General features: G+C 62.3%; 14 protein-coding genes. 5 read left to right on the top strand and 9 right to left on the bottom strand.

Annotated elements, in window-relative coordinates; genetic code table 11:
• Positions 1-39: 39 nt before the first annotated feature.
• The 5 genes from I554_RS0107465 to I554_RS0107445 all read right to left on the bottom strand — a co-directional run bounded on the left by I554_RS0107465 (position 40) and on the right by I554_RS0107445 (position 7,609).
• Complete coding sequence (locus I554_RS0107465; RefSeq protein WP_192817753.1) at positions 40-1,413, bottom strand: polysaccharide biosynthesis C-terminal domain-containing protein; 1,374 nt, start codon at positions 1,411-1,413, stop codon at positions 40-42.
• Positions 1,414-1,510: 97 nt separating this feature from the next.
• Complete coding sequence (locus tag I554_RS0107460) at positions 1,511-2,050, bottom strand: DUF924 family protein (RefSeq protein WP_024576898.1); 540 nt, start codon at positions 2,048-2,050, stop codon at positions 1,511-1,513.
• A 100-nt stretch (positions 2,051-2,150) separates the two neighbouring features.
• The gene (locus tag I554_RS0107455) at positions 2,151-3,848 is read right to left on the bottom strand and encodes a long-chain fatty acid--CoA ligase (protein ID WP_024576897.1); all 1,698 of its coding nucleotides are present in this window, start codon (positions 3,846-3,848) and stop codon (positions 2,151-2,153) included.
• 212 nt (positions 3,849-4,060) lie between these two features.
• Complete coding sequence (locus tag I554_RS0107450; protein ID WP_051358617.1) at positions 4,061-5,518, bottom strand: D-alanyl-D-alanine carboxypeptidase family protein; 1,458 nt, start codon at positions 5,516-5,518, stop codon at positions 4,061-4,063.
• A gap of 288 nt (positions 5,519-5,806) precedes the next feature.
• Positions 5,807-7,609 carry a glucan ABC transporter ATP-binding protein/ permease gene (locus tag I554_RS0107445; RefSeq protein ID WP_024576895.1) on the bottom strand — a complete coding sequence of 601 codons (1,803 nt, stop codon included), beginning with the start codon at positions 7,607-7,609 and terminating at the stop codon, positions 5,807-5,809.
• Between the two features lie 99 nt (positions 7,610-7,708).
• Between I554_RS0107445 and I554_RS0107440 the strand changes: the two genes are divergently transcribed.
• From I554_RS0107440 to I554_RS0107430, 3 genes are all read left to right on the top strand, one after another.
• Entirely contained in the window at positions 7,709-8,455 is a 747-nt protein-coding gene (locus I554_RS0107440; RefSeq protein WP_081710745.1) for a TetR/AcrR family transcriptional regulator, read from the top strand.
• Between the two features lie 105 nt (positions 8,456-8,560).
• Positions 8,561-9,001, top strand: a complete 441-nt coding sequence (locus I554_RS0107435; protein ID WP_024576893.1) for a nuclear transport factor 2 family protein — start codon at positions 8,561-8,563, stop codon at positions 8,999-9,001.
• A 169-nt stretch (positions 9,002-9,170) separates the two neighbouring features.
• Positions 9,171-10,799, top strand: coding sequence for a fatty-acid--CoA ligase (locus tag I554_RS0107430; protein ID WP_024576892.1), 1,629 nt, complete (start codon positions 9,171-9,173; stop codon positions 10,797-10,799).
• A gap of 52 nt (positions 10,800-10,851) precedes the next feature.
• On the opposite strand, the gene I554_RS0107425 is transcribed toward I554_RS0107430, so the two are convergent.
• A complete protein-coding gene (locus I554_RS0107425; protein ID WP_024576891.1) occupies positions 10,852-11,337 on the bottom strand; it encodes a helix-turn-helix domain-containing protein in 486 nt (161 codons plus the stop codon).
• Positions 11,338-11,493: 156 nt separating this feature from the next.
• On the opposite strand from I554_RS0107425, the gene I554_RS0107420 reads away from it, so the two are divergent.
• Complete coding sequence (locus tag I554_RS0107420; RefSeq protein WP_024576890.1) at positions 11,494-12,597, top strand: alkene reductase; 1,104 nt, start codon at positions 11,494-11,496, stop codon at positions 12,595-12,597.
• Positions 12,598-12,686: 89 nt separating this feature from the next.
• On the opposite strand, the gene ppk2 is transcribed toward I554_RS0107420, so the two are convergent.
• Both ppk2 and I554_RS27215 read right to left on the bottom strand, forming a co-directional pair.
• A complete protein-coding gene (gene ppk2, locus I554_RS0107415) occupies positions 12,687-13,496 on the bottom strand; it encodes a polyphosphate kinase 2 (protein ID WP_024576889.1) in 810 nt (269 codons plus the stop codon).
• A gap of 80 nt (positions 13,497-13,576) precedes the next feature.
• The gene (locus tag I554_RS27215) at positions 13,577-13,747 is read right to left on the bottom strand and encodes a hypothetical protein (RefSeq protein WP_155848262.1); all 171 of its coding nucleotides are present in this window, start codon (positions 13,745-13,747) and stop codon (positions 13,577-13,579) included.
• A gap of 275 nt (positions 13,748-14,022) precedes the next feature.
• Here I554_RS27215 and I554_RS0107405 point away from each other — a divergent pair, with 275 nt between their 5' ends.
• A complete protein-coding gene (locus I554_RS0107405; protein ID WP_024576888.1) occupies positions 14,023-14,319 on the top strand; it encodes a copper-binding protein in 297 nt (98 codons plus the stop codon).
• Between the two features lie 19 nt (positions 14,320-14,338).
• Here I554_RS0107405 and I554_RS0107400 read toward each other — a convergent pair whose 3' ends face one another.
• On the bottom strand, positions 14,339-15,379 hold the full coding sequence (locus I554_RS0107400; protein WP_024576887.1) for an ABC transporter substrate-binding protein: 1,041 nt from the start codon (positions 15,377-15,379) through the stop codon (positions 14,339-14,341).
• Between the last annotated feature and the right edge of the window lie 170 nt (positions 15,380-15,549).

Below are 15,549 nucleotides of genomic sequence, written 5' to 3'. Positions count from 1 at the left end.
ATTCCGGGACCGCGCGAAGAGCGCGTCCCGGAATGACGGTTATGTTGAGAGCGCCTTCTTCCCGAACGCGAGAACGTGAAAGCCGAGGCGGTTTCTGGTGATCCAGAACAGCAGGACCGTCTCGAACACCAGTGCGATGGAGGTTGCGGCGGCAGCGCCGTAACCGCCGAAGCGCGGCACCAGCAAGACGCACAGCACGAGATTGACCAGGAACGCCAGCGCGTAGGCCAGCGCGCACATGTTCTGGTGCCCCAGCATGTTGAGCAGCCGTTCCACCGGACCGATGGCGGAACGTACGATCAGGCCGATGGCGGCGACGAACATGATGCCGTAGCCGGCGGTGAACTGCGGTCCGAACAGCCAGAGCAGCGGCTTGCCGAGCGCCAGCAGAACTGCGGTCGCCGCGAGCGACGGCCAGAAGGTCCACTTGATCGCATGGGCGATATAGGCCGACAGGCGTTCCTTGTCGCCGGATGCGTGATACTCGCTGAAACGGTGGGCCGTGGTCGCGGACATTGCGTAGTGAATGAACGACACCAGCGCGAGAGTCTTCACCACCGCGAAGTAGACGCCGACTTCCTCCGATGAGCGGAACTGCTGCAGCACCAGCACGTCGGTGTAGGACAGCAGCAGGTAGAAGCCTTCGACCATCATGATCGGCAGCGACACCTTCAGCCAACTCCGGACCTCATAGGCCTTCGGTCCGGCCTCGACGCTGGCAGTCAGGCGTCGGTTGAGAACGATCAACTGGCCGATCATCGCGATCCACACCGCTGCGGCGCTGGCGATCATCGCATCGGTCGCGTTGAGTTTCATGCCGAGCGCGACTGCGCCTGCGGTGAATCCGATAATCAGCGTCTGCCGTATGATGAACTGCGGCATCAGGCCGAGCCGCATCCAGTCGTAGGAGCGCGCGAGACCGTCCTGTGTGTTGGCGACGACGAAGGCGGGCAGGATAAGACAGCCGATGTAGAGCGGGATCTGGGTATGCGCATCGATCCAGGGCGACAGGATTTTCACCAGTCCCCCAAGCAACAGCGCGACGGTGGTGGAGGCCGCCAGCGTCATCCAGCGGCTGCCTGACAGGAATCCGCGCAGCAATGCGAGCTGTCCGCTGGCGCGATATTCGGGAATGATCTTCTGCGCGGACACCGCGATGCCAAAGTCCAGCACGCTGCCGAGCAGCAGAACCCAGGTCCAGACATAGACATAGATGCCGTAGTCCGAGCCGCCCATCCAGCGGGCGAGCAGCACCTGCGAGAAATAGGCGAGGCCGGCGCTCAGCACGCGAATGAGGAAGACAGTGCCGGCGAGGCGCTTGGTCAGCGAAGCTTCGGAGGTACCGGTGAGCACGTCGCGCAGCCTTGCGATGACACCCGCGGGTTTCGCTCCAGACGCGCGCTCAGCTTCCATGATGGCCACGGCATTCGATCCTGAGCCGCCAACCGGGCGGCAGGATGCGCCTTAGCAAGGATTCGTTAAGATTTGGTTGGATCGGGTAACCGGATGGTCAGCCTGAAAAGCCGCCGTCCTTCAGAAACGCCGCTTCTTCCGGCGTCGTGGTCCGTCCCAGTACCGTATTGCGATGAGGGAAGCGGCCGAACTTGCGGATGATGTCGGCGTGCAGCACCGCCCATTTCAGGCTGTCTGCGCCGAGCGGCGCGAACAGTTCGATGCTGCGCTCCTGATCGGCCATGTCCTCGGAATGCTCGAACGGCAGATAGATGAAGGCGCGCAAGCCCGTTTCGATGCGCTGGTCGCGCCCCTCCGCGACGGCGCGCGACGCAATGGTGCGGGCGAGAGCATCTGTCGAGAAGGCGCGCGGATCGTTGCGGAACATGTTGCGCGGAAACTGGTCGAGCACGATCAGCAGCGCCAGCGCGCCCTCGTCGCTGTCCTGCCATGCGCTGAGTTTGCCGTCGCGTGCCGCTTCCCATGTGCCCATGAAGCGGTCGCGCAGTTCCTGATCGAACGCATCGTCCTTGCCGTACCAGCGCTCGTATCCGGCATTGCGCCAGAAGGAGACGATGTCAGAGGGGGAGGAGATCATGAAGTATCTTTCGTCATTGCGAGCGAAGCGAAGAAATCCACGCTTTAACAAACATGGATTGCTTCGTCGCTATCGCTCCTCGCAATGACGGCAGTCGATCTCAGCTTGCCGCGGCCGCCGCCGCCTTCGGCTTCTCGTCGCGCAGCTCGCGGCGCAGGATCTTGCCGACATTGGTCTTCGGCAATTCCGTCCGGAACTCCACGTGCTTGGGCACCTTGTAGCCGGTGAGCTCGGTTGACGCGAACTTGATGATGTCCTGGGCGGTGAGGTTTGGATCCTTCTTGACCACGAAGGCCTTCACGGCCTCGGTCGACTTCGCATCCGGAACGCCGATCACCGCGCATTCGAGCACGCCCGGATGGCTCGCGATCACTTCCTCGACCTCGTTCGGATAGACGTTGAAGCCCGAGACCAGGATCATGTCCTTCTTGCGGTCCACGATCTTGGTGTAGCCGTCCGGCGACATGATGCCGATATCGCCGGTGCGGAAATAGCCGTCGGCGGTCATCACCTTCGCGGTTTCTTCCGGCCGGTTCCAGTAGCCCGCCATCACCTGCGGACCCTTGGCGCAAATCTCGCCGGGCTCGCCGAGCGGCACTTCGTTGCCGTCGTCGTCGCGGATCGACAGCCAGGTCGAGGGCACCGGAATGCCGATCGAGCCCGAGAACTTGTCGGTGTCAGCCGGGTTGCAGGTCAGCGTCGGCGAGGTCTCGGACAGGCCGTAACCTTCCGACAGCGCCACGCCGGTCACCTGCGTCCACTTGTCGGCCACCGGCTTCTGCACCGCCATGCCGCCGCCGAAGCAGCTCTTCAGCTTGGAGAAGTCGAGCTTGTCAAAGCCGGGCGTGTTGAGCAGGCCGTTGTAGAGCGTGTTCACCGCCGGGAAGCTGTTAACCTGATACTTCGACAGCTCCTTGACGAAGCCCGCCATGTCGCGCGGGTTCGGGATCAAGAGGTTCACGCCGCCGGCACGCACCGCCAGCAGGTAACACGCGGTCAGCGCGAAGATGTGATAGAGCGGCAGCGCGCAGACGATGAAGAGCTGATCGACAATCGGCGGCTTCTTGAGCGCGGGTTGCAGCCACGCATCGTTCTGCAACACGTTGGCGAGAATGTTGCGGTGGAGCAGCGTTGCGCCCTTGGACACGCCGGTGGTGCCGCCGGTGTATTGCAGGAACGCAACGTCATCGCCGGTCAGTGTCGGCTTGTTCAGCTTCAGCTTGCGGCCTTGCGCCAGCGCATCGTTGAACGACACCGCGCTCGGGATCGCGTAGGCCGGAACCATCTTCTTCACGTTGCGCACGACGAAGTTGACGATGACGCCCTTGAAGCCGAGCAGGTCGCCCATCGAGCCGATGATGACGGTTTTGACGCTGGTGTTCGGCAGCACCTTCTCCAGCGTGGTGGCGAAGTTTTCCAGCAGCAGGATGGCTTCGGCGCCGGAGTCCTTGAGCTGGTGCTCGAGTTCGCGCGGCGTGTAGAGCGGGTTGACGTTCACCACGGTGTAGCCGGCGCGCAGGACCGCCGCCGTGCTGACGGGATTCTGCAGCACGTTCGGCATCATGATGGCGACGCGTGCGCCCTTCTTCAGGCCCTTGCTCTGCAGGTAGGCGCCGAGCGCCGCCGACATCTCGTCGAGGTCGCGGTAGGTGATCGACTTGTCCATGCAGATGAAGGACTTGCGATCGGCGAACTTCTTGAAACTCTCTTCGAGCAATTCCACCAGCGACGGATACTGGTTAACGTCGATATCGGCGGGCACGCCGGCCGGATATTGCTTGAGCCAGATACGTTCCATGATTTCTCCCCTCGGCTTGTTTCCTGACGGCCCCCGTCTTGTGGCGGGGTGCGCGGGCTATGTTTCAAGTATTGAAATAAGTATTGAGCGAAGCCGCAGGCCATAGCAAGCCTGTGCGTGGTAACGACGCACTTTAGGGGCTCTAAACGCGGGCGTGCGCCCGCTCACGTATGCGGATTTCGCAAGGCACAAATCACAGCCCGGTGAGTGCGTTAACCGCGCGGCGCGGCGTCTGGCTTTTGCTGGGCGGCAGGCTTGGCCGCCGGTTTGGCAGCGGGAGCGGCCGCAGGTTTGGCTGCTGAACTGGCCGCAGCCGGCTTTGCTGCCGCGGGCTTGGCAGTTGCAGGTTTTGCTGCCGCCGGTTTGGCGGCCGTGTCCGGCTTCTTGTCGGCTTTCGGCGCGCCGGCCGGTTTGGCGGCAGGAGCCACCGCAGCGGCCTTCGGCTTTGCGGCCGCTGCCGCCGGTTTGGCGTCCGGCTTCGCGGCGGGTTTTGCGTCCTTCTTGGCGGCCTCGGCCTCCGGCTTGGCAGCCAGCTTGGCCGCCTTGGCGCCCTTCTTCCGCTTTGCCACGGAGGCCGCCTGGTTGGCGGCTTCGGCGGCATCGGCCTCCAGAATGGCGGCGCCGGTGCGGGCCGGGCCGGTATAGACGATCACGGGCGTTGCCGCGGCCGCGGGCATCGCGAGCAGGTCGGACACCTTCATGGTCGGCCCCTGAAGGCCGGCGGTGAACATCGATACGCCGGAGTCATTGCCGCCGTTGTTGTCCGCCACAATATCCGGATCGTCTTCCTCGTTCTCGGCGGCCGGACGCTTGCGCTTCGGTCCGCACATCTCGTCGCGCAGGTTCGGCGGCGAAGCGTCGATCGGGGCCAGCGCGTCGACGGTGCCGAGCGACGGCTTCAGCCAGGACAGCTTGTTGCCGCCGAAGCCGCGTTCGAGCAGTTGCGCCGCTTTCGCCGCGCGCTGCGCGGATGACTGTGCGCCGAGCACCACGGCGATCAGCCGCTTGTTGTTGCGTGTCGCGGTCGCGACAAGGTTGAAGCCCGAGGCGCAGATGAAACCGGTCTTCATGCCGTCGGCGCCGGGATAACGGCCGATCAGCTTGTTGAAATTCGCGGTCACGCGGCGGCCGAACTTGATGGCCGGAATGTGCATGAAATATTCGTACTCGGGCAGATCGCGGATGATCGCGCGGGCCAGAATGCCGAGGTCGCGGGCCGAAGTGATTTGTCCTTCCGCCGGAAGGCCGTTCGGATTGACGTAGCTGGTCTGCGTCATGCCGAGCCGCTGCGCGGTCTTGTTCATTTCGGCGGAGAAGCCGTCGATTGATCCGCCGACGCCTTCGGCGATGACAACGGCAATGTCGTTGGCCGACTTCACCATCATCATCTTGAGCGCATTATCGAGCGTCACCTGCGTACCGGGCCGGAAGCCCATTTTCGAGGGCGCTTGCGCAGCCGCCGTCGGTGACACGGTCAGCAGCGTGTCGAGCGTCATGCGGCCGTCCTTGACCGCCTTGAGCGCAACATAGGCCGTCATGATCTTGGTGACGGATGCGGGATACCACGGATAGGTCGCGTTCTCTGCCTGAAGCACCTTGCCGGTGTCGGCCTCGATGAGCAGCAACGCTTCCGCCTGCGCGACGCGCGGCGCGATCACCGCGAGCAGCATCGTTGCGATGAGCGCAGACGATCGCAGTGGCGGCAGCCGGAACAGGGCAGAGAACAACGCCACTACCGGATTCCGATGTTCGAGAGCACGCCTGCGGCGAATGAAACCATGGTCTCCTCGGCGTGTTGCATGCGGGTTCAGAGCAATCGAAATCGCCAAATCAGATGCGCCCACTACTTATACCGGAGCGCGCCCGTCGGAACAGGGGTTTTGAGGCTCAATCAAGCATGAAATGGGCCAAAATTCGGCGATGCCCACACTTCTTGAGGGCTCCGGTTCCTTCCCGGGTTATGTCCGTGACGTCGTGGCTGCGGTGAGTGCGGGCGAATGGGCACGGGTATCTTCCTGGACCATGAACTGTGCCCTTGCGAGCCTGGCGAAATAGCCGCCATTGGCCACCAGTTCATCGAACGTTCCGCTTTCGATCACCTTGCCCTTGTCGAACACCAGAATCCGCGTCGCATTGCGGATGGTCGAGAGCCGGTGGGCGATCACGAATGTGGTGCGGCCTTTCATCACGGTATCGAGAGCTTCGTTGACCTTGGCCTCGGTGACCGCATCGAGCGCGCTGGTGGCTTCATCCAGGATCAGGATTGGCGGATTCTTCAGCAACGCACGCGCAATCGACAGGCGCTGGCGTTCACCGCCGGACAGCATGCGGCCGCGCTCGCCCGCATTGGTCTCGAATTTCAGATCGCTGCGCTCGATGAAGTCGAGCGCCTGCGCGCCCGCGGCGGCCGCGCGCAATTCCTCGTCGGTGGCGTCGGGTTTGCCGACGCGCAGGTTTTCGGCGATGGAGCGATTGAACAGCAGCGCTTCCTGGAACACGACGCCGATGTTCCGGCGCAGCGCCGCGAGCGTCATGCCGCGGATGTCCATGCCGTCGATCTTGATGAAGCCCGATTGCGGATCGAACGCGCGGTGCAGGAGCGCAATCGCAGTGGATTTTCCGGCGCCGGTTTCGCCGACCAGCGCGAAGGTCTGTCCCGGCAGCGCGGTGAACGACAGGTCCTCGATCGCGGGCCGCTTGCCGTCATAGGAAAACGAGACATCGTTGAATTCCACGAGGCCGGTGAGGCGGCCGGGATCGATGGCGTCGGGCCGGTCGCGCACGGCAGGCACCGCGTCGAGCACGTCGAAGAATTCGCGTAAGCGCGGCGCTTCCATGAACACGTTGTTGATGAAGCTGACCACCTGTTCGAGTTTCTGGATCAGCATGGTCGCGAAGGAGACGAACATGACGATCTCGCCGACGCTGGCCTGACCCTGACTGTTCAGAATGATGCCGACCACGAAAATCGCCAGAATCGTGATGGTGGTGGAGGCGCGGGTCATGACCGCCACCAGCGCCCACCATGACAGCACCGGCAATTGCGCCGACAGCAGCTTGTCGGCGACCCCGCGCAGGCCCTGCACCTCGGCCTCGACACGCACGAAGCTTTGCACCAGCGCCACGTTGCCGAGCGCGTCCGACGCGCGGGCGGCGAGATCGCCGTAATGCTCCTCGACCTCCATCTGCAGGCCGTAGGTCTTGCGCACCACGAGCGTGGTCAGGATGGTGAAAACGACGCACAGGACGAACAGCAGGATCGCGAGCCGCCAGTTGATGTAGAGCGACAGCGGCAGCAGCACGACCAGCGAGACGATCGCCGCGAAATGCTCGCGGAAAAAACTCAGCCACAGCCGCCACAAGGCATCGGTGCCCTGCAGCATCACCTTCATCAGGCGGCCGGAATGGGTGCCGGTGTGAAAGGTCAGCGGCAGCTGCATGATGTGTTCGAAATAACCGGTGAGAACCGCCTGACGCTGGCGATGCGCGAGGCGGTCCGCCTGCAGGGCGACGAACGCGCTGCAGATGATCGTGAACAGTCCGAACGCCACCCACGCGCCGAGCAGCGGCCAGGGCGATGTGATGGCGCCGAACAGCGTGTCGGGACTTGGCTTGCCGGACAGCACGTCGATGATGCGGCCGAACAGCACCGGCTCGGCGAACTGCGCCACGGCAAGCAGCAGATTGGCGACAGCGAGAAACCAGCCGAGCCGGGCTTCCTTGCCGAGCAGTTCAAGAACGCGAACATAAAGACGGATCAAAGGGACAGTCCTGCAAGTCTGACGTCAACGAAAAGAGCGGCCATCCTAGCCGGGGATCGCCGCCGAATACAGGGCGGGAGAGACAGGGGCAGACCCGTTATGCACTCAATTGATATTGCGGGCATTTGGCGGTGGCAGACCTCTTGGGCCGTTGATGGTTTCAGGACGAGGGTGAGTTTTCGCGCCGGACGAAGTAAGACTTCGCGATGCCGAAAGTTCCCTGTCGGCTCAAGATGTTTGGACGTGACAACGATGGCCCGGCAGTCAGAACGATCAGCAGCGACAATCGATGGAATCCTGAGCGCGGCCCGAAAGCTCTTCATGAGCCGCGGGTTCGAGGCCGTGAGCATCGATGACATCGCCGCCGCCGCCGGCATCGCGAAGGGCGGCGTCTATCATCACTTCTCGTCCAAGCAGTCGATCTTCGAGGTGGTGCTCGATCGCGCGCAGGCCGAACTCGCCGCTCAGCTCAATTCGCGGCTTGCAGCCAACAAGGGTCCGCGCACGCCCGAAACCGTTGCGATGAACACCTACGCTTATCTGAAGGCTGCGAGCGAACCGGGACTGCGCCGGCTGATCCTGATGGACGGGCCGGTCGTCATGGGTTTGCAGCGATGGCGCGAGATGGACGATCGGCACTTCTTTGAATCGATTCACAGCGGGATCGTGGAGATCATGGGGCCGAAAGCATCCCGCAAGCAGATCGATTCCGCGGCGCGGCTTGTCACAGGCGCGATTATCGAAGCCGCGCTGGCGACGGGTGCGTCCGACAATCCGGTCAAGGTCGCGCGCGTTTACTGCGCGACTCTGAGGAGCATGCTGTACGGTCTTCAGAAAACCACATAGGCGAAAGCAAACGGCGTCACGATGCCGCATTTCTGAAGCTCTCTTGACTTACCGACTTAAAGTCGGTAAATGATCCCCCATAATAAAATCAATGGGAGAACGAACATGTCGAGAGCGCAGCTTGCTGAAAAGAGTCTTGATACCGAAGCGTTGTTCGAGCGTTATCATGTGGGATGGAAGACCCGGAATCCGGATCTGATCGCGTCGCTTCATTCCGAGGACACCATCTTCTGGGTGCATGACGGGGCGGGGCCGATCCGTGGCCGTGAAGCCCTCCGGCAGCACTGCGTTGAGTTGTTCGACAGGCTCGAATTCCGGTTTGAAGAAGGGCGGCTGCTTTACGGCTCCGATTTCTGGGTTTTCGAATGGCTGATGGTTGTCGATCTCACTGATACGGGCGGCAAGCCGTTCACGGCCAAGATCGAGATGCTCGACGTGTTCACCGTGAATCCCGCCGGCGAAGTGACCCGCAAGGATGTTTATGTGAATGGCACGCAACGGGTTGACGCCTTCACCCGTGCCGGCTTGAGCGCCAGCAGAAACTAGCGCCGGGGTTGTCTCAGGCCTGGCCACTTCGCCGACGGAGTGTCGTCGGCTCTTTTTCTTCAACATCATCGCAAAGCGCGGAACACGCGGCAGGTGCGCCTCGGGACGATCTCGTCTCCAAGGGGCATGGGCGTGAGCTCGTGCGCGAAAGAACATCGGGGAGTTTCTTATGCTTGGTTTGATGCAGGACTGGCCGCTGCTGTGCAATCGGATCATCGATCACGCCGCCGCCATCCACGGCGACAGTGAAGTCGTGACGCGTTCAGTCGAGGGACCGATCCACCGCACCAACTATCGCCAGATACGCGCCCGCGCGCTGAAGGTCGCGCAGCGATTGGACAGGGACGGGATCAGGATCGGTGACCGCGTCGCCACACTCGGCTGGAACACCTGGCGGCATCTGGAATCCTGGTACGGCATCATGGGCATCGGCGCCATCTGCCACACGGTGAATCCTCGCCTGTTTCCGGAGCAGATTGCATGGATCCTGAATCACGCCGGCGACCGGGTGGTGATGATCGATCTCACCTTCGTGCCGCTGCTCGAAGCCATCGCGCCGATGCTGCCGACGGTCGAACGCTACATCGTCTATACCGACCGCGCGCACATGCCGGACACCAAACTGAAGAATGCGATTTGTTATGAAGAATGGATCGGCACGGTCGACGGCGACTTTGCCTGGAAGACGTTCGACGAGAACACCGCGGCGGCGATGTGCTACACCTCCGGCACTACGGGCAATCCGAAAGGCGTGCTCTATTCGCACCGCTCCAACGTCTTGCACGCGCTGATCGCCAATGCGGGCGACTCGCTCGGCACCGGCGCCGCCGATACCGTCATGCCGGTGGTGCCGATGTTTCACGCCAACAGCTGGGGCGCTGCGTTTTCTGCGCCATCGATGGGCGCCAAACTGGTGATGCCTGGCGCGAAGCTCGACGGCGCCTCGGTCTACGAACTGCTCTCGAGCGAGAAAGTCACATTCACCGTGGGCGTTCCGACGGTGTGGCAGATGCTTCTCAATTATATCGCTGCCGAAGGATTGAAGCTTCCCGATCTGAAAACGGTGGCGTGCGGCGGCTCCGCGATGCCGCGCTCCATGATCAAGTCGTTTGTCGATATGGGCATTCGGGTGCGCCATGGATGGGGCATGACGGAAATGTCGCCGCTCGGCACGGTGGCTGCGCTGAAGCCGCCGTTCACAGGCCTCACGGGCGAAGAGCGGCTCGATATCCTGCAGACCCAGGGCTTTCCGCCGTTCGGCGTCCAGATGAAAATCACCGACGATGACGGACAAGCGTTGCCGTGGGACGGCAAGACATTCGGACGGCTCAAAGTCAGCGGGCCGGCGGTGTCGAAGGCCTATTACCGCGTCGATACGGATATCCTCGACGAGGAGGGATATTTCGACACCGGCGACGTCGCCACCATCGACCGGCACGGCTACATGCGGATCACCGACCGCTCGAAGGATGTGATCAAGTCCGGCGGCGAATGGATCTCATCGATCGATCTGGAGAATCTCGCCGCAGGGCATCCCGCCGTTGCGGAGGCTGCCGTCATCGGCGTTCATCATCCGAAGTGGAACGAGCGTCCGCTCCTGATCGTGCGTCTCAAGCAGGACAACGCGGCGACCCGCGACGACATCCTTGGTTTCATGGACGGCAGGATCGCCAAGTGGTGGATGCCGGAGGACGTCGCCTTCGTGGATGACATTCCGCATACGGCAACCGGCAAGATCCACAAGATGACGCTGCGCGACCGGTTCAAGGATTATCGTTTCCCGAGCGCAGCATCGTGAACGTTCGCATATCCCGGCGGACGCGCTGCCTGCCGGGATGTGGGGGGCTGTATTACCGGCTTGATGCAGCGCGGCGTCTTGTCCTTGAGGGGGTCCGTGGCAAGGCCCGCATATCCGCCGGTCCGAGCACGCGGCCGTCTCGCGCCTTGAGTTCAAGCGGCTGGAACGGCTTCTGCGTATCCTTGTCGACCATGTCGTGGGTGAGTTCGCCCGGCGCGAAGCAGAATTCTTCGCCCCATTGCCAGAGCGCAATCAGGACGACGTAAAGCTTCTTTCCCTTCCGGGTGAGGACATATTCCTTGTAGGCCGTGCCGTCCGATGCCGGAGCGGTGGCAAGGATGTCGTGCTCGACAAGCTTTTGCAGCCGGGCAGACAGGATGTTCTTCGCCATCCCGAGGCTTTTCTGAAACTCACCGAAGCGCCGCTTGCCAGCCAGCGCATCGCGGATGATCAGGAGCGACCACCAGTCGCCGATCACGCCGAGCGACCGCGCAATGGCGCAGGCTGTGCCGTCAAGGCTGGTGCGTTTGCCTTTCACTGCATTCCTTGTCTGCGGCTCCGCCGGGCGGGGCCAATCCAAATACCGGTTGCAAACTTAAACCATCTGCATCATGCTGTCATCTGGTTTCAAAATTAAACCAGAGCGGCGCGTGCCAGGCGGCTTCTGCCCGTTCTCAACCCAGAGGGATAATCCATGAGTTCCGCGCACCTGTTCGCCCCGCTCAAGCTTGGCCGCTACACACTCGCGCATCGCGTCGTGATGGCGCCGCTCACGCGCATGCGCTCGACCGGCAATGTGCCGACAGATCTCGCCGTCGAGTATTATTCGCAGCGCGCATCGTCCGGGGGATTGATCATTGCCGAGGCTTCGCAGGTCACGCCCTATGGACAGGGTTATCCGGCAACGCCGGGCGTTCACTCCGCCGAACAGATCGCTGGATGGAAGAAGATCACCGACGCGGTCCACGCCAAGGGCGGCGTGATCTTTCTGCAGCTCTGGCACACCGGCCGCATTTCCCATCCGAGCTTCCAGCCGGATGGCGTGCAGCCTGTCGCGCCGTCGGCGATTGCTCCGGCAGGCAAGGCGTTCACGCCGTCGTTCCAGATGGTGCCATTCGAGACGCCGCGGGCGCTCGATATCGGAGAAATTCCGGCGATCGTTGAAGCCTATCGTGAAGGCGCGCGGAACGCACTGGCTGCCGGATTTGACGGCGTCGAGCTGCACGGTGCGAACGGCTATCTGATCGAGCAGTTCCTCCACAGCAAGACCAACCAGCGCACGGACGCTTACGGCGGCTCGGTTGAAAACCGCTCCCGTTTGCTGATGGAGGTGATGACGGCACTGGTCGAGATCTGGGGCGGAGATCGCGTCGGCGTCCGGTTGTCACCCTTCGGCGTGGTCAACGATGCCGGCGAGGCGGACCCGATCGGACTCTACAGCCATGTTCTGACCCGGCTTGCTCCGCTCAATCTCGCCTACGTTCACCTGATCGAATCCCGCAACACCGATGCCGGCGAAGCCGGAGCGCCGCTTGCGATCAACGATCTGCGTCCGTTCTGGCCCGGCACCCTGATCCTCGCCGGCGGCTTCATCGGCCCGTCGGCCGATGCGGCGATCCGCGCCGGGCAGGGCGACGCCGTTGCCTTCGGGCGGCACTTCATCGCCAATCCGGACTTGCCGCGCCGTCTGCAACTTGGCGCTGCGCTCAATCCCTACAACCGCGCGACGTTCTATGGCGGCAGCGATGTCGGCTATGTCGATTATCCCGCGCTGGAATCGGCGGAAGCCGCGGAGTAAGCGGCGCACCAAACGGCGGCACAATTCGCCGAGGCTGGAAACGGCCTCGGCGAAAACCTGTATCGCCGGCGCGACGGGAGCGCCTGCCTTCATCGTGCTTCCGGAACGAATTTCAGCGAGGCGCTCAGCGGCCTGCCGCGCGCGATCTTGCGTTTCGGCAATCTGACGTTCCCTCGCGGCACTTTCTTGTAGGGAATACGCGAGAGCAGGTGCGCTATGATATTGAGCCGCGCCTGCCTTTTGTTGTCGGATCGGGCGATGAACCATGGCGCCCACGCGGAGTTGGTCGCCTTGAACATCTCGTCTCGCGCCCGCGTGTAGTCGTCCCATCGCTTGTAGGAATCCAGGTCCATCTGGGTCAGTTTCCAGATCTTTCGCCTGTCGTCGATCCGCGCGGTGAGCCGGTTGGTCTGTTCCTCCGGGCTGACCTCGAGCCAGTACTTGAGAAGTACAATTCCGGATTCGACCATGGCCTTTTCGACCAGAGGGACCACTTTCAGGAAACGCTTGACCTGATCCGGCGTACAAAAGCCCATGACTCGTTCGACCCCGGCGCGATTGTACCAGCTGCGGTCGAAGATCACGATTTCTCCTCCTGCGGGAAAGTGCTGCATGTATCGCTGAACATACATCTGTGACTTCTCGCGTTCCGTCGGGGCGGCGAGGGCAACGACGCGGAAAACGCGCGGACTGACTCTTTCGGTGATGGCCTTGATGACACCCCCCTTGCCAGCGCCGTCTCGCCCCTCGAACACCACACATATCTTTTTGCCCTCGCGCTTCACCCATTCCTGAAGCTTGACGAGTTCAATGTGCAGTTTGCGGAGCTTCTGTTCGTAGTCCTTGCGCTTGAGCGCCGGGACGTCGGTGTTGCGTTTCTTCCTGGCGGCCTGCTTCATGTTTCAGTCCCCGCTGGCTGTCAGTGCGTGGTGTCGCCCCAGGTCACGAAAAGCCCGACGTCTCCCGGAAAGCCCTCTGGTCAGTCTAGGATCATCGCCTTCAGGCCGTAGCCCTGGGGCTGCAGGTGGTCGCGCCAGAACTCGAAGGCCTGAAGGCGTCTCCCAATCAGTGTGTCCGGCCAATCCTTTTCCATGCTGTTGAGCGCGCGCCATTCCCAGAAACGGTTTGTCGCCCATAGCGTCCTCGCCAATCGGTCGTCCCTTGCAGGAGGTGGCGCTCGCTCAAGCCATTTATGATGGCAGGGCCGAGCAGCCCGGTCAACGCCGGCAGGGCTCCGCAGTCACTCTGGTTCTGTGGCTTGATTGATTTTGCGTGTGTTCAAGGAAGGCAGTCACGCGTCGTGGAAAACCTCCACGGTCGCAGGTGCACAAATGGCTCGCAGCGGGACCATTTGTCTCGCATGCCTTGAGGAACCAATCGGGCCACCATGGCTTGTCCGGCATATCCTGAAAACCGGAGACTGCCATGAAAATCGCAAACATCGTTTTGGCTGGTACGGTGCTCCTCACCGTCATCAGCTCGGCAGCCTTGGCCCAACAAACCTACACAGGAATGATCACAAAGATTGACCGGACCAGGGGCACGGTTGCGATTCGACGGGACGAAAGCGGCACCGTTGGATCGAGCACCGGCGGTGCTGCGGAAGAATTCAGGGCGCAGGACCGATCATGGCTGGATGCCGTGCACGCCGGCGACAAGGTGAATTACTCCATCACCGAAACAGGTGGAATGAAGACAATCACCAGGCTTCAGAAACAATAGATCCGCGAACCGTGCTGGCTCAATTGAGCTTCCGCGCGCTCACCGGCGGCAGAAACGTACTGTCGAAAATGTCGCCGGCTGAGGGGCGCTTACGGAATTCAAAAGTGTCGGCGATCTGGTCGACACCGGCGTCGAAACGGCCGTCCTCAATGCCGCCGAGACCGTTCCGCTTCACCTCGTCGGTGACGATGTTGTCCTGAAGGACAGCGCGCAGGCGCTCGAGTTCGAGTTCGCGTGAACCGCTGCTCATTTGCGTCACGACCTCGTCGGCTGCGCGCGCGGGGTCCTTGAGCGCAAGACGGATGCCCGCAATCGTGGCGCGCACGAATGCCTTCACCGCATCGGGACTGGCAGCCGCGAATTTCGGGTTGACGATCAGCGCGTGTCCGTAGACCTCGCTGCCGAATTCGGAGAAGCGCAGCACTGCGAGATCGTTCGCCGGGACGCCGCGGTCACGCAGATTGATCGCGGACAGAAAGGAAAAGCCGGTGACCGCATCGACCTGACCGGCCGAGAGCATCGGTTCGCGCACCGCGGCGCTGATCCTCTCCGTTTTGATCTTGCCGAGCTTGATGTGGTTCATGCGTGCGATGGTCGGCCACAGCAACGCTGCGAGGTCGCCCTCGACAACGCCGATGGTCTTGCCTTCGATGTCCGGCAGGGTTGCGATGCCGCGGCTCTTGCGCGCGATGATCGCATAGGGCGCCTTGTTGTAGAGGACGAACACCGCCTTGATCGGCAGGCTGCCTTCCTTGTCGCGGTAGCGGATCAACGCATTGATGTCCGCCAGCGCCATGTCGCTGCTGCCCGATGCGACGCGGGCGATGGCATCCAGCGAGCTGGTCGCGGAATCGGTGGTGACGGTGAGGCCCTCGGCACGAAACAGACCCCTGCCGGACGCCAGCACGAACGGCGCCGCCACGCCGTCGATCGGCCGATCGTATGAGAAGTGCAGGGCCGATGCCGCCGCGCCGGGCGCCGAACCCAGGCAGGCGGCACACAGCAGCGCGATCAGCGGCAGGAGTGTTTTGCGGAGAATGCGGTCGGGACTTTTGGGCATGCGCGGTACTTGGACGTAGGAGGCCTGAGGCGGCTTTTGGGTATCGGCTGTGTTAGTATGATGACAACCACACTGTGCGGCGTCCGTCACCTTTTTGCCTTTTCCGCTTCGGTTTGCCGCAGTTTCGCCTTTTGCCCTTCAGCTTGCATTCAGGTCAGGGAACCCAATGT

It is taken from the genome of Afipia sp. OHSU_II-C1 (assembly GCF_000497575.1).
Lineage (GTDB): Bacteria > Pseudomonadota > Alphaproteobacteria > Rhizobiales > Xanthobacteraceae > Afipia.
This window is presented reverse-complemented; position numbering and strand designations above follow the sequence as displayed.

Coding starts and splice junctions, on each gene's coding strand:
- I554_RS0107455 (WP_024576897.1), bottom strand. CDS start 3,848: ATGGAACGTATCTGGCTCAAGCAATATCCGGCCGGCGTGCCCGCCGAT.
- I554_RS0107430 (WP_024576892.1), top strand. CDS start 9,171: ATGCTTGGTTTGATGCAGGACTGGCCGCTGCTGTGCAATCGGATCATC.
- I554_RS0107450 (WP_051358617.1), bottom strand. CDS start 5,518: ATGCTGCTCGCGGTGATCGCGCCGCGCGTCGCGCAGGCGGAAGCGTTG.
- I554_RS0107460 (WP_024576898.1), bottom strand. CDS start 2,050: ATGATCTCCTCCCCCTCTGACATCGTCTCCTTCTGGCGCAATGCCGGA.
- I554_RS0107465 (WP_192817753.1), bottom strand. CDS start 1,413: ATGGAAGCTGAGCGCGCGTCTGGAGCGAAACCCGCGGGTGTCATCGCA.
- I554_RS0107440 (WP_081710745.1), top strand. CDS start 7,709: ATGCACTCAATTGATATTGCGGGCATTTGGCGGTGGCAGACCTCTTGG.
- I554_RS0107420 (WP_024576890.1), top strand. CDS start 11,494: ATGAGTTCCGCGCACCTGTTCGCCCCGCTCAAGCTTGGCCGCTACACA.
- ppk2 (WP_024576889.1), bottom strand. CDS start 13,496: ATGAAGCAGGCCGCCAGGAAGAAACGCAACACCGACGTCCCGGCGCTC.
- I554_RS0107435 (WP_024576893.1), top strand. CDS start 8,561: ATGTCGAGAGCGCAGCTTGCTGAAAAGAGTCTTGATACCGAAGCGTTG.
- I554_RS0107405 (WP_024576888.1), top strand. CDS start 14,023: ATGAAAATCGCAAACATCGTTTTGGCTGGTACGGTGCTCCTCACCGTC.
- I554_RS0107400 (WP_024576887.1), bottom strand. CDS start 15,379: ATGCCCAAAAGTCCCGACCGCATTCTCCGCAAAACACTCCTGCCGCTG.